This is a genomic window from Streptomyces sp. NPDC046859 (genome assembly GCF_040645135.1).
In the GTDB taxonomy this organism is placed as follows: Bacteria; Actinomycetota; Actinomycetes; order Streptomycetales; family Streptomycetaceae; genus Streptomyces.
This window is the reverse complement of sequence record NZ_JBEYXR010000031.1, coordinates 18,630-32,143: the sequence shown is the minus strand read 5'-3', so window position 1 is coordinate 32,143 and position 13,514 is coordinate 18,630. Positions and strand designations below refer to the sequence as shown.

13 protein-coding genes are annotated in these 13,514 nt (G+C 75.0%); 9 read left to right on the top strand and 4 right to left on the bottom strand.

All coding sequences use genetic code 11. The features are described 5' to 3' along the window. Positions 1-9 precede the first annotated feature (9 nt). From ABZ899_RS31540 to ABZ899_RS31530, 3 genes are all read left to right on the top strand, one after another. On the top strand, positions 10-2,397 hold the full coding sequence (locus tag ABZ899_RS31540) for a thioester reductase domain-containing protein (protein WP_361352782.1): 2,388 nt from the start codon (positions 10-12) through the stop codon (positions 2,395-2,397). Continuing rightward, positions 2,394-3,533 carry an alpha/beta fold hydrolase gene (locus ABZ899_RS31535; protein ID WP_361352779.1) on the top strand — a complete coding sequence of 380 codons (1,140 nt, stop codon included), beginning with the start codon at positions 2,394-2,396 and terminating at the stop codon, positions 3,531-3,533. The genes ABZ899_RS31540 and ABZ899_RS31535 overlap by 4 nt, the downstream gene beginning before the upstream one ends. Positions 3,534-3,596: 63 nt before the next feature. Then, entirely contained in the window at positions 3,597-4,376 is a 780-nt protein-coding gene (locus tag ABZ899_RS31530; protein WP_361352776.1) for an alpha/beta fold hydrolase, read from the top strand. Positions 4,377-4,398: 22 nt separating this feature from the next. On the opposite strand, the gene ABZ899_RS31525 is transcribed toward ABZ899_RS31530, so the two are convergent. After that, on the bottom strand, positions 4,399-5,073 hold the full coding sequence (locus tag ABZ899_RS31525; RefSeq protein WP_361352773.1) for a lipoprotein: 675 nt from the start codon (positions 5,071-5,073) through the stop codon (positions 4,399-4,401). 89 nt (positions 5,074-5,162) lie between these two features. On the opposite strand from ABZ899_RS31525, the gene ABZ899_RS31520 reads away from it, so the two are divergent. After that, complete coding sequence (locus tag ABZ899_RS31520; RefSeq protein WP_361352770.1) at positions 5,163-5,948, top strand: maleylpyruvate isomerase family mycothiol-dependent enzyme; 786 nt, start codon at positions 5,163-5,165, stop codon at positions 5,946-5,948. Positions 5,949-6,065: 117 nt separating this feature from the next. Further along, complete coding sequence (locus ABZ899_RS31515; protein WP_361352767.1) at positions 6,066-6,698, top strand: class I SAM-dependent methyltransferase; 633 nt, start codon at positions 6,066-6,068, stop codon at positions 6,696-6,698. Between the two features lie 36 nt (positions 6,699-6,734). Here ABZ899_RS31515 and ABZ899_RS31510 read toward each other — a convergent pair whose 3' ends face one another. Beyond that, entirely contained in the window at positions 6,735-8,324 is a 1,590-nt protein-coding gene (locus tag ABZ899_RS31510) for a glycerol-3-phosphate dehydrogenase/oxidase (protein ID WP_361352764.1), read from the bottom strand. Next, a complete protein-coding gene (locus ABZ899_RS31505; RefSeq protein WP_361352761.1) occupies positions 8,321-8,920 on the bottom strand; it encodes a TetR/AcrR family transcriptional regulator in 600 nt (199 codons plus the stop codon). The genes ABZ899_RS31510 and ABZ899_RS31505 overlap by 4 nt, the downstream gene beginning before the upstream one ends. Positions 8,921-8,994: 74 nt before the next feature. Here ABZ899_RS31505 and ABZ899_RS31500 point away from each other — a divergent pair, with 74 nt between their 5' ends. Further along, positions 8,995-10,590, top strand: coding sequence for an FAD-binding oxidoreductase (locus tag ABZ899_RS31500; RefSeq protein WP_361352758.1), 1,596 nt, complete (start codon positions 8,995-8,997; stop codon positions 10,588-10,590). Between the two features lie 82 nt (positions 10,591-10,672). Next, positions 10,673-11,554 carry a YegS/Rv2252/BmrU family lipid kinase gene (locus tag ABZ899_RS31495; protein WP_361352756.1) on the top strand — a complete coding sequence of 294 codons (882 nt, stop codon included), beginning with the start codon at positions 10,673-10,675 and terminating at the stop codon, positions 11,552-11,554. A gap of 28 nt (positions 11,555-11,582) precedes the next feature. Here ABZ899_RS31495 and ABZ899_RS31490 read toward each other — a convergent pair whose 3' ends face one another. Further along, a complete protein-coding gene (locus ABZ899_RS31490; RefSeq protein ID WP_361352753.1) occupies positions 11,583-11,969 on the bottom strand; it encodes a helix-turn-helix domain-containing protein in 387 nt (128 codons plus the stop codon). A 191-nt stretch (positions 11,970-12,160) separates the two neighbouring features. On the opposite strand from ABZ899_RS31490, the gene ABZ899_RS31485 reads away from it, so the two are divergent. Continuing rightward, positions 12,161-12,820 carry an STAS domain-containing protein gene (locus ABZ899_RS31485; RefSeq protein WP_361352750.1) on the top strand — a complete coding sequence of 220 codons (660 nt, stop codon included), beginning with the start codon at positions 12,161-12,163 and terminating at the stop codon, positions 12,818-12,820. A gap of 61 nt (positions 12,821-12,881) precedes the next feature. Beyond that, positions 12,882-13,334: an NAD(P)H-dependent oxidoreductase gene (locus ABZ899_RS31480; RefSeq protein WP_361352747.1), complete on the top strand. Its 453-nt coding sequence runs from the start codon at positions 12,882-12,884 to the stop codon at positions 13,332-13,334. Positions 13,335-13,514: the final 180 nt, after the last annotated feature.

Here is a 13,514-nt window from a genome sequence, read left to right as displayed (position 1 = left end):
TGAACTTCGGTGCGTGAGGTGAACGACAACGGGCCGGTGCCCGCCGACCGGCGGGCGACCGCCGAGGCGATCGAGCGGGGCGGCATCGGCCTCTCGGTGACCGACCTGCTGGCCAGGGTCGCGCCCGGGACCGAGCCGCCGCCGGAGGCGCGGCAGCCGCACCCGGCGGCGCCCGCAGGCCCCGAACCCTGCGCCGCGCCCCGCGACGAGGCCGCCCTCGTCCTTGCCGTAGCCGCCCTGGCAGGCCGCTACGTCCCCGCCGGTCATCTGCCGCCGGACGCCGACTTCTTCGACGCCGGCGGCACCTCCGTCCACGCGGTCGAACTGGTCGCCGCACTGGAGGCGGACCTGGGCCTGACGATCGAACTGGACGAGGTGTTCGCCGACGCGCGGCCCGCCAGCCTGGTCCGGCGCGCGGCCGGGGGCACAGGGGTCGTGGCGGTCGTGGAAGAGCCCGCCCCCCACGCGACGACCGAGGCCGGGACCGCCGCGCCGGGACTCCTCGTCCCCGCACCGCGGGCACCCGCCCTCCCCGTACCGTCTCCCGCCGGCCTCTCCGACGCGGTTGCCCGGCCCGAGGACCTGGCGCAGATCCTCGCCGACCTCTCCCTGGCCGACCGGCTGCCGTTCGTCGGGGCGCCCGAACCCACCCCGCCCCGCCGGGTCCTGCTGACCGGTGCCACCGGGTTCCTCGGCAGCCATATGCTCCTGGACCTGCTGCGGCACAGCGACGCCCATGTGTACTGCCTGGTCCGTGCCGCCGGCGAGGAGGCGGCCCTGGCCCGGCTGGGCGAGGCGCTCAAGGGCTACGCGCTGCCCTGGTCGTCGGAGGTCCGCCGACGTGTCACCGTCGTCCCCGGCGACATCCGCGAACCCCGCCTGGGCCTGTCCCACGACCTGTGGGACCGCCTCGCCGGGGAGCTGGACAGCGTCGTCTCGGTCGCCGCCGCCGTGGACTTCCTGCGCGGCTACCCGTCGCTGCGGGCGAGCAACGTGCTCGGCGCGCTCACGCTGGCCGAACTCGCCGCGACCGGCCGCCCGAAGCCGCTGCACCACATCTCCTCCGTCGCCGTCTTCAACGAGGTCGGCATCCCCTCCATGGGCGAGGACGACCCGCTCGCGCACATCGACCGCCTCGTCGCCGGCTACGACCAGTCCAAGTGGGCCGCCGAGGTCGCCCTGCGCCGCGCCCGCGACCACGGCCTGGTCGTCACGGCCCTGCGGCCCGGCGGGATCGGCGGGCACACGAGGACCGGTGCCTACAACGCCCAGGACCTCAGCAGCGGCCTGCTGTCGGCGTTCGCCCGCTACCGCTCGGTCCCCGCCTTCCGGCACCTCAACGCCGCCCCGGTCGACTGGGTCAGCCGGGTCGCGGTCGCCGCGATCTGCGAACCCGACGCCTGGGGATTCGACTACCACCTCACCGGCGTCCCCAACACGCTCGACGACGTCGTGCGTGACATGGCGTTCGGCGGGATGCACGTGCGCGTGCGGGACTGGGAGGAGTGGCGCGCCGACACGCTCGCCCGTCTGGAGGCCGAGCCCGTCCCCGCGCTCGGCTTCCTGACCCGGGTGCTGCGCAGCCCGACCGCCCTGAAGCTGTGCGAGGCCACCCTGACGGGCCCGGCGGCCACGGCCGACCGCACCGACGCGCTTGTCGACGCGCTCGGCCTGCCGCCCGCCGCCCGCTACGACGCCCGGGCGCAGCTGAAGACGTTCGAACGCCTCGCCGGTGACGGCCTGGCCCGGCTGCCGCACAAGGACGACCAGCCCTACCTGTGGTTCTCCGAGACCACCGAGGGCGGCGTCGGCCCGGTGGGGGCCGCCCCCGACGGGCCCTGCTCGATGGCCCTGACCCTGTCCGTGGCGAGCATGCACCAGCTGGTGACGGAGCGGCGCGTCGACGTCCGCGGCGAGGTCATCTGCCCGGCCGCGCACTCCGCGCCGCTCACCGTGGCCCGCGGCGACGTCTGGGTCCGCCCCGAGGAGGGCATCCCGCACCGCCACGGCCTGCGCCACCCGCTGCTGCGCTACCGCCTGGAGCTGACCGACGCCGACGGGGGCCGCTGGTGGCTGGAGGGGCACAAGTACGCCCGCGCGCGCCGCGACCTGTGGCGGCAGACCCGGACCCTGACGGTGGAACTGGGCCGGGAGGGCGAACCCGCGAGCCTGGCGGGCGAGGTCGTCGTCCCCGCCGGCACCTACGTCCGCGACCAGATCGACGGCATCCGGGTGGACCCGCGCCTCACCGGCCGGGAGAAGCGCGCCGCCAAGCTCACCTGGCTCGCCTGGTTCGGGCTGGAGATGAGCCGGGGCCTGGCCGGTCCCTTCGCCCGGGCCGCCGCGGACCTGCTCGACCTGCGCCGCACCCCGAACCCCACGGAGAACCACCGATGATCTTCCGCACGACCGCCTCCCGCACGACCCGGCCGGCCCTGCGCAGGGTCCGCAGCACCGTGACGCCCCGGCCCCTGCGGCACCGCCTCGACCCGGCCGCCGTCGAGGAGATCCCGCTGCGGGCCGGTGACGGGGTGCGCCTGGGCCTGACCCGCGTGGACCGCGGCGAGCGCGGCCGGCCCGCCGTGCTGCTGCTGCACGGGCACACCGCCTCCGCCGACATGTTCCTGCTGCCGGAGACCCGCAATCTGGTCGACGTCCTGCTGGACGACGGCTACGAGCCCTGGCTGCTGGACTGGCGGGGCAGCTGCCGGCTGCCGTACAACGAGACCGGCGGCCGCTACACGTACGACGACGTCGCGCTGCACGACATCCCCGCGGCCGTCTCCCACATCCGGACGCGGATCGGTGACCGGCCGCTCTTCGTGGTCGCCCACTGCATCGGCTCCCTCACGCTGTCGCTGAGCATGACGGCAGGTCTGGTGCCCGGGCTGGCCGGGGTGGTGTCCCAGGGCGTCTTCCTCACGCCGAAGCTCGCGGGCCGCACCTCTGTGCGGATGACCCTGGCGGGCGAGCTGCTGAAGTCCCGTGTCGACCACATCCCGGTCGACTTCCGCAAGGTCGGCCTGTGGTCGAAGTACACCCCGCTGTTCGCGCTGGCCTCGCGCGGGGCGGACTGCCCCGACCCCACCTGCCAGATCCTGCACCACTCGGCCTGGGGCACCGGCGCCTCCCTGTTCGTCCACGAGCACCTGTCCGCCGCCACGCACGACCGGCTGGCCGAACTCCTCGGCCCCGCCCCGCTGTGGATCCTGCCGCACCTGCGCCGGATCGAACTGGCCCGTACGGTCGTCCGCTGGCACGACACCGACCACCGCTACCGCGCCCTGCCGCAGAACGCCCTGGACGCCGCCGACCGCATCGACACCCCGGTGCTGCTCCTGTCCGGCAGCGAGAACGGGCTGTGGCTCGACTCGCAGAAGCTGTGCCACGACGTGCTGGCCCGCCGCCGGCCCGAGCTGGACGTGCGCTACACCGAGATCCCGGGCTACGGGCACCTGGACACGTTCCTCGGGCGGGGAGCGGCCCTCGACGTGTTCGGTCACATCCTGGACTTCCTCGGCGAACGCCGGTGACGGCGGGCCGCACGGCCGGATACCGTACCGGTCAGTAACCGGCTCGCTCCCAGGAGGCCCTCCATGCCGCAGCTCGAAGTCGACGGCGCCACCCTCACGTACGACGACGAGGGCCCCCGCGACGGCGAGGGGGTGCCCCTGGTGTTCGTCCACGGCTGGACGGCGAACCGGCACCGCTGGGACCACCAGACGGCCCACTTCTCGCAGACGCGCCGGGTCGTCCGGCTCGACCTGCGCGGACACGGCGAGAGCACCGGGGCGGGAGCGCGCCGCATCGACGACCTCGCCGCCGACGTCCTCGCCCTCCTGGACCATCTGAAGATCGAGCGGTTCGTGATCGTCGGCCACTCGATGGGCGGCATGATCGCCCAGACCATCGCGCTGTCGCACCCGGAGCGCGTGGAACGCATGGTGCTGGTCAACTCCATCGGCAAGATGGCCTACAGCCGCGGCCGCGCCCTGCTGATGGCGGCCTCGACCCTCGTGCCGTTCAAGCTGTTCGTCGCGGCGAACATCCAGCGCGCCTTCGCCCCCGGCTACCCGCGCGAGGAGGTCCGCGCGTACATCCGCGCCTCCGCCGGCACCCCCCGCGAGGTCGTCATGACGCTGTACGACGCCATGCGCGCCTTCGACGTCTCCGACCGGCTCGGCACGATCCAGGCGCCGACCCTGATGGTGCACGGCTACCACGACGCCCAGCTGCCGCTCGCGCCGATGCTGCGCCTGGCCACGGCGTACCCGGACGCGGTGGTCCGGGTGCTGGACGCCGGTCACGAACTGCCCCTGGAGAAGCCGGCCGAACTGACCGCCGTCCTCGACCGCTTCCTCACGGGCGGCAGCTGAACGGGCGCGGGGGCACCGCCGGTCAGCCGACGCGCAGGGTCCGCTTGGCCAGCTCGTAGGCCGGCAGCATCGCCCGGTGCTCCTCCGTGTCCAGTCCGCCGAGGTGGAGGACGACCGGGCCGCGCCGCGTGGTGACGGCCAGCGCCCGCTCCTCCTTCGTCTCGTCCAGGGCCTCACTGGTGTACCGGTACGTCACCTCGGCGCCGGTGACCCCGTCAGCCGTCTCGAAGGTGCGGTACTTCGCCTGCTCGGCGCCCTTCTCGGCGGCGACGAACTCCTTCAGGACGGTGCGCGCGTCGGCATCGCCCGGCTCGCCCGTCCACACCCGCAGGAAACCGATGTTCCCGGCCGGCTTGGCGTCGATCTCACAGGCCGCGGTGACCGGCCCCTGGTGCAGCAGGGCGTCGGCGAGCTCCCGGGCCAGTTCGTCGTCGCCTCCGGCGGGCTCCGTGTCGACGGCCTTCGGCTTCCAGGACGCGGCGGTGTCGAAGGTCACCGGGAGTTCGCAGGCCGACCCGGCGGCGCCGATGCTCCCGCCGCGCCTCGCCGCCGCCGACCCGGCGCCGGACGCCTCGGCCGACGCGCTCGCCCGGCTCACCGGCTCCTCGCCGGAGCCTCCCGAACAGCCCGTCAGCACCGCGCCCAGCAAGGCCGCCCCGGCCACCCCGCGCCGCATTCGTCCCGCCCGCACCCGCATGGTCTCTCCCCACCCGCTCCTGATCAGCCGGCTCACCGTAGCCGAGCCGCCGGACGGGCGGCCCGGCGGCCCTGCGGCATCATGAGGCGATGACCCCGCCCGCCTTCGAGCACCACTGCGACGAGATCGTCACGCAGACCGAACGGCTCACCGCCCACGTGCGCGGCGCCGACCTCTCCGCCCCGGTGCACACGTGCCCCGGCTGGTCCCTCGGGCAACTGCTGCGGCACGTCGGCGGCGCCCACCGGTGGGCCGAGGAGATCGTACGGACGCGGGCCGCCGAACCCGTCGCGGACGCCCTGGTCGACGACCCCCGCGCCGACTCGCGGGCGGACACGTCCACCCTGCTGCCGTGGCTCACCGAGGGCGCGGCGCGCCTGAGCGCGACCCTGCGCGCCGCGGGACCCTGCGCCCTCGCGTGGAACCCGTCCGCGGACCGGCCGGCGCCCGTACGGTTCTGGGCCCGGCGGATGGCGTACGAGACCGCCGTGCACCGGGCCGACGCGGCGCTGGCGACCGGGGCGCCGTTCACACTCGACGCCGGCCTCGCCGCCGACGCGGTGGAGGAGTGGCTGGAGTTCTCCACGTTCCCCGAGGCGTACGCGCCCCGGCCGGACCTGCCCGAACTGCTCGGCCCCGGCCGCCTCTTGCGCTTCGAGGCCACCGACGCGGGGACCTGGCACGTCGACCTCACCGGCGGACGGCCCCTCCTGCGGGCCGGGTCCGGCGCCCCCGTGGCGATCGCGCGCGGCCCGGTGGCCGACCTCCTCCTGTACTTCTACCGGCGGCCCGCACCGGCCGTGACGACGCGGGGCGACACGGCACTCCTCGACCTCTGGCGGGCCCGGGCGGGATTCTGGCTGGAGGCGCCGTAGGAGGTCCCCGCCCACCCCGATTTGCCGAAACGGCAAGGGTGTTTGTCAGCCAGGAATCCGCCCCCGCAGGCTTGAGGAGCGCGACCGCGCCCCTTTCCTACGCACCGGGAGGCACCCGTGACCGAGACGAACGCCGTGGAGGCCGCCGAGTTCTGGGAGGCCCGGTACCGCGACGGCGGCCCGCTGTGGAGCGGCCGCCCCAACACCCTCCTCGTCCGCGAGACCGAGGGACTGACCCCGGGCACCGCGCTCGACCTCGGCTGCGGCGAGGGCGCCGACGCGGTGTGGCTGGCCTCGCACGGCTGGCGGGTGACCGGCGTCGACATCTCCCGTACGGCCCTGGAGCGGGCCGCCGGACACGCCGCCGACGCCGGGGTGGCCGACCGTACGGCGTGGGAGCGGCACGTCCTCGGGGAGACGTTCCCGCGCGGCACGTTCGACCTGGTCAACGCGCAGTTCCTGCAGTCGCCGGTCCCGCTCGACCAGCGCCTCGTCCTGCGGCGGGCGGCCGGCGCCGTGGCGCCCGGCGGCACCCTGCTGATCGTCCTGCACGCGGGCTGGCCGTCCTGGCAGACCGAGCCGCCCTTCGAGGCGGACTTCCCGACCTTGGACAGCGTCGACGAGGACCTGGCACTGCCCGGGGCGGAGTGGACGGTCCTGACCCGGGAGACGGTACGCGGCCCGCACAGGTCCCCCGAGGGCGTGGAGGGTCACCGGGACGACCATGTGTGGAGGTTCCGGCGCCGCTGAGGCCGGCCGTTCCGCCGCTACCGCCCCCGCCGGGGGTCAGCCCTCGCCGGCCCCTGCCGGGGCCTCCTCGCCCAAGGCCTCGCGCACGGCGTCCAGGGCGGCCGTCCGGTCGGCCGGGACCAGGCCGATGCGGGTGCGCCGGTCGAGCAGGTCGGACGCGTCCAGAGCGCCCTCGTGGCGTACCGCCCACAGCAGTTCGGCGGCCGTGACCGGGTGCCCGGGCAGCACCGGCTCGTTCAGCCGCGGGTTCCGGGCGCCCGCCGCCGCGACGGCCGCGGCCTCGGTGCCGTAGCGCTGGACGAGGCGGCGCGGTGCCCTGACGGCCGCGAGGGCGGTGGGCGAGGCGGCCCCGACGAGCGGGAGCGAGGCGGTGGGGGAGGGCCCGGCGCCGACCCGGCCGGTGGCCACGGCGGCGTCGACGGCGTCCTCGGCCATCCGCCGGTAGGTGGTGAGCTTGCCGCCGACCACCGTGATCACGCCCTCGGACGAGGTGAGGACCGCGTGCCGGCGGGAGACGTCGGCGCTGCGGGCGGCTCCGGAGCCGCCCTCGGCGGCGGTGTCGAGCAGCGGGCGCAGTCCGGCGAACGCGCCGACGACGTCCTCGCGTCCGACCGGCGTGTCGAGGACGGAGCCGAGCACGTCGAGCAGGAAGCCGATGTCGGTCTCCGGCACCTCGGGGACGTCGGGGACGGGGCCCTCGACGGGTTCGTCGGTGAGGCCGACGTACACGCGGCCGTCGCCCTGCGGCAGGACCAGCACGAAGCGGTTGGCCGCGCCGGGGACGGGCACGTGCAGCCCGGCCGGCAGCGGGCCCAGGCGGTCGGAGCGCAGCACGAGGTGCGTGCCGCGTGAGGGGCGGATGCGGATGCCCTCCACCAGGCCGTCCGCCCAGACGCCGGTGGCGTTGATGACGACGCGGGCCCTGATCTCGCCCTCCTCGCCGGTCAGTTCGTCTCGGACGCGGGCTCCGGACGCGCCGAGCTCCAGGGCCCGGACCCGGGTCAGGACGCGGGCGCCGTGCCCGGCGGCGGTGCGGGCCACGGCGGTGACCAGCCGGGCGTCGTCGGTGAGGCGGCCGTCCCAGGAGAGCAGACCGCCGCGCAGGCCCTGGGTGCGCAGCGCGGGGGCGAGGTGCCGGGTCTCGACCGCGGAGAGGCGGCGCGGGGCGGGCAGGGTGGTGCGGGCGGTGCGCGCCGCGAGGCGCAGCGTGTCGCCGGCCCGGAAGCCGGCCCAGGCCAGCGCGGACTGGGTGCGGGAGACCAGCGGGGTCAGGGGCAGCACGAAGGGCTGGGCCCGCACCAGGTGCGGTGCCGTGCGCTCCATCAGCACCCCGCGCTCGACCGCGCTCTCGTGGGCGACGTCGAACTGGCCGGAGGCGAGATAGCGCAGCCCGCCGTGGATGAGCTTGCTGCTGAAACGCGAGGTTCCGAAGGCGAGGTCGTGCGCGTCGATCGCGGCGACCGTGAGACCGCGGGAGGCGGCGTCCAGGGCGGCGCCCGCGCCGGTCGCGCCGAGCCCGACGACCAGGACGTCGACGGCCGGGCCGCCGACGGTCGCGGCGAGTTCGCGGGTGCGCCGGGCGGCGGACAGCGACGCCGCGCCGGGCGGGGGAGTGACGGTGCTCATGGCGTCAGGGTCCTCTCGAGGATGCCGCGCAGCTCCGCCAGGAAGGCGTCGCCGTTCAGCTCGGGGTCGTCCGCGTCGGTCATGGTCCGCAGGGACAGGGCGAAGGACTGCACGATCAGCAGCAGGGCCCGTGCCTGCCGTTCGACGTGCCCCTGCCGCACCGACCCGTCGGCGTGGCCCTCGCGCAGCACGCCGGCGAGCTGGGCGAGCAGCGCCTCCTGGCTCGCGCCGCGCCGGTCGAGGACGTACGGCAGGAGCAGTTCCGGATCGACGTCGACGATCTTGCGGAAGAGCGGGTGCGCGCGGAACGCGGCCACTCCGGCGACCAGCCCGTCGGCGATCACGTCGCGGGTGGGGGTCCCGGGCCGCCGTTCGGGCATGGCGCCGGTGGCGGCCGCGACCCACTCGCGGGTCATCAGGTCCCCGACCAGGGAGCGCACGTCGGGCCAGCGCCGGTACAGCGTCATCCGGGAGACCCCGGCGCGGCGGGCCACGTCGGTCATCGTCGTACGGCGGACTCCGACGGCGAGGACGCAGTCCCGCACCGCGTCGAGGACCGCGTCACCGTCCGACTGGTTGTGACGAATAGGCGTCATGTGTCACAGTGTAACGCCTGCGAGGCCGTCCGGGACACGGCATCGCCCGACTCGACCCGTGAGGACGACAGCCGATGGACATGCTGTGGAGTGGCTGGGGCGACCCCGCCAAAGCGGCGCCACTGCCCGAGACCGTGACCGGGCTGCTGCGCGACCTGCTCGGCGTCAAGCCGCGCGGCACCGCGCCGGTCGCCCTCGCGGACATCGCCGTGCCCGAGCCGGGGCTCGAACCCGCCGCGCTCCAGGCCCTGGCGACCGCGGCCGGCGGCGCGGAGCACGTCCGCACCGACGCCGAGACGCGCGTCCGGCACACCCGGGGCAAGTCCACCCCCGACCTGCTGCGCATCCGCGACGGCCAGGTCGACGGGGACATCCCCGCCGCCGTCGTGCTGCCCGCCGATCACGACGAGGTGGTCGCGGTCCTGCGGGCCTGCGCCGAACACCGCCTGCCCGTCGTGCCGTTCGGCGGCGGCACCTCCGTCGTCGGCGGCCTCGCGCCCGCCCGCCGGCGTCCCTTCGTCGCCCTAGACCTGCGCCGCATGGACCGGATGCTCGCCCTCGACCCGGTCTCGCGCACCGCCACCCTGCAACCCGGCCTGCGCGCCCCGCAGGCCGAGGCGCTGCTCGCCGAACACGGCTTCACACTGGGCCACTTCCCCCAGTCCTACGAGTGGGCCACCATCGGCGGCTTCGCCGCCACCCGCTCCAGCGGCCAAGCGTCCGCCGGTTACGGGCGCTTCGACGAGATGGTCCTCGGCCTGACCGCGGCCACCCCCGAGGGCACCCTCGACACCGGCCGCGCCCCGCGCTCGGCGGCCGGCCCCGACCTGCGCCAGCTCCTGCTCGGCTCGGAGGGCGCGTTCGGCGTCATCACGTCCGTGACCGTCCGGATCCGGCCCGTCCCGCAGGCCCGCGTGTACGAGGGCTGGCGGTTCGCCTCCTTCGAGGACGGCGCCGCGGCGCTGCGCCGCCTCGCGCAGGACGGCCCGCGCCCGACCGTGCTGCGGCTGTCGGACGAGACCGAGACCCTGGTCGGCCTCGCCCAGCCCGACGCGATCGGCGGCTCCCTCCCGCAGGACGCGGGCTGCCTGGCGATCACCGGCTACGAGGGCACCGAGGAGGACACCGCCCACCGGCGCGAGCAGGCCGCGGCCGTACTGCGCGCCTGCGGCGGCACACCCCTCGGCGAGGAGCCGGGCCGGCGCTGGGCGCACGGCCGCTACTCCGCCCCTTATCTGCGGGACTCCCTGCTGGACGCCGGGGCCTTCGCCGAGACGCTGGAGACGGCCACGTTCTGGTCGTCCCTCCCCGGCCTCCACGCCGCCGTCCGCGACGCCCTCACCGGCACGCTCACCGGGGCCGGCACCCCGCCGCTGGTGATGTGCCACATCTCCCACGTGTACGAGAACGGCGCCTCCCTGTACTTCACCGTCGTCTCGGCGCAGGGCGACGACCCCGTGGCCCATTGGGACCGGGCCAAGCGCGCCGCCAACGACGCGATCCTCGCGGCCGGCGGCACGATCACCCACCACCACGGTGTGGGGACGGACCACCGCGACTGGTACGTCCGTGAGGCCGGGGTCCTCGGCGTCGAGGCGCTGCGTGCCGTCAAGCGCCGGCTGGACCCGTCGGGCCTGCTCAACCCGGGCGTCCTGCTGCCCCTCGACTGACGCGCCCGCGCACCACCCCGGTACATTCCCCTCCACCTCCCGCCTCTGGCGGCTCCTGACCGCCGGCCCGAAAGGCACACCGATGCGACAGTTCACCGCCATCGTCAACCCCACGGCGGGCGGGTCCGCCGCGGCTGCCGCGCTGCTGGACGTGGCCCGGCCGCTGCGGGAGGCCGGGGCCGGCCTGGAGACCCTGTACAGCCGCAGCCTGGCGCACGCCCAGGAACTGGCCCGGGACGCCGGGGAGCGCGGGCGGGTGGTGCTCGCCGTGGGCGGCGACGGCATGGCCGGCGGCGTCGGCGGCGCCCTCAGCGGTACCGACGCCCTGCTCGGACTCGTCCCCGCCGGCCGGGGCAACGACTTCGCCCGTGCCCTCGGCCTGCCCACGGAGCCGGAGGCGCTCGCCCGGGTGCTGCTGGACCACGAGCCCCGCGCGGTCGACACCATCGAGGTCGAGTCGGCCGTGCACCCGCGCACGGTCGTCCTCGGCAGCGTGTACGCCGGGGTGGACGCGCTCGCCAACCGGCACGCCAACCACGCCACCCTGCTGCGCGGCGCCGCTTCCTACTACGCGGGCGGCCTGCGCGCCGTCACGACCTGGCGCCCCGCCCGCTACCGGGTCACCGTCGACGGCCGCGAGCACCAGCACGTCGGCTACACCGTGGTGGCCGCCAATTCCGGCTACTACGGCTCCGGCCGCCGCATCGCCCCGGACGCGCGCGTCGACGACGGACTCCTCGACGTCGTGATGATCCGCGAGGCGCCGCGCCGGCTGTTCTTCGCCCTGATGAACGAGCTCAGGACGGGCGCGCACGTGCGCCGTCCCGAGGTGGAGATCCTGCGGGGCAAGGAGATAAGGATCACCGCCGACCGGGACGTGCCCTACGGCGCGGACGGCGAGGTGGACGCCACGCTCCCGGTCACCGTCAGGGTCCTGCCGGGCGCCCTGCGCGTCCTCTGCTGAGGGGCCGCCGGGCTCCCCCTGTCGTCTGTCAGGCGCTCTCGGTCCGGACGGGCGAGCTCTCCACCTGGATGGGCGAGCGCGTCGCCCGCAGCCGCTCGGACGCGGTGTCGCGCTGTGCCTGGTCCTGGACGAGCAGGCCGATCAGGGCCGCCACCGGCAGCCCCGCCTCGGCGGGGTGCCGCAGCAGCTTGCCCGGCTCGATCCGGTAGGTGTTGGTGCGACCCTCGCGCTTGTGGGACAGATAACCGTCCCGCTCCAGCTCCGAGATGATCTTCTGGACAGCGCGTTCGGTGAGCAGGCAGTGCGCCGCGATGTGCCGGATCCGTACATCCGGATTGTCGGCGATCGTCGCCAGCACGCGTGCGTGGTTGGTGAGGAACGTCCACCCGGTGTGCGGCTCAGGGACTGCATCCATGGCCCTAGCATACGACTGACCATTCACGTATACCAAAACACGTACTGTGTTTCATGCATCAGTTGACGTGTACCGCCGTTCGGGTTCAAGCTGTACGCGGGACGGGGAGATCTGAGAGAGAGGCGGACATGCCCGAGCTCGCGTCGGTACACCTTTCTGCCGCAGGCGACCCCGCGCCGACGGGGGCACCGGTGGTGAATCCGCCGCTTCCCCTGGTGGCGGCCCTGTGCCCGGCGGGCGACCGCACGAAGGTGGTCGTCCGCGGCGAGCTGGACCTCGACACGGGGGACCGGTTCGACCGGATCCTGTGCGAGGCCCTGCACCGCTCGGTGCGCGGTGTCGACGTCGACCTGCGCGGCGTCACCTTCTGCGACTGCGCCGCGCTCAACATCCTCCTGGCGGCGCGCCGGCAGGCCCTGGCCGACGGCAAGACCGTCGCGCTCCTCGGCGGCAGCCCCATGGTCGACCGGCTGCTCGCCCTGACCGGCACCCGCGACCTCCTCACCGGCCCGGACCCGGAGGGCGCCGACGCCACCGGCCGGCAGGGCCAGGACGGGGAGATGCCGGACCGGACCGACCGGGACCTGCGGGCCGAACTCGCCGAACTGCGGCAGGTCATGCGCACACGGCCCACCGTCGACCTCGCACGGGGCATCCTCATGGCCTACTACGGCCTGGGCCCCCAGGACGCCTGGGCGGTGCTCGTCTCGGCCGCCGAGCACGGCGGCGCCGAGCCGCACACCCTCGCCGAGGACCTCGTCGAGTCCGCCCAGGGCGGCACCCCCCTGCCCGCCGCGCTACGGGCGGAGCTGTCCTCGGCCATCGCGCGCGTGCACGCCACCGCCGGCTGACCGCCGCCCGGCACGGGCGCGGCGCTTGCGCGGACCGGCACCCCGGGGGCAGGGTGCGGTCGTGCCCACCTTGCTGATCGTCCATCACACGCCGTCGCCCAACTGCCAGGCCCTGCTGGAGGCCGTCGTCACCGGTGCCACCGCGCCGGAGATCGAGGGCGTCGACGTCGTGCGCCGCCCGGCGCTGTCCGCCACCGCCTCCGACGTGCTCGCCGCCGACGCCTACCTCCTGGGCACACCCGCCAACCTCGGCTATATCTCCGGTGCCCTGAAGCACTTCTTCGACCAGATCTACTACCCGTGCCTCGACGCCACCCGCGGCCGTCCGTTCGGGCACTACGTGCACGGCGGCAGCGACGTCACCGGGGCCCTGCGCGCCGTCACCACCATCACGACCGGACTCGGCTGGCAGCCCGCGATCCGGCCGGTGACGGTGACGGGCGAGCCCGCCAAGAGCGACATCGAGGCGTGCTGGGAGCTCGGCGCCACGCTCGCCGCGGGCCTCATGCCTTGACCGACGCACCCTCGATCCACGTGTGTTGACGCAGGCAGGAGCGTTTCAAACCGTCGGGCACTGAGAAACTTGTGAGAATTTCCGATGCGGTTGAACACACCTGGGATCGCCTCCGTATGAGAGCAGGGGGATTTTCATGCCCTGACCGATCACGAGGCGATGGAGTAATTCCTTGGGACG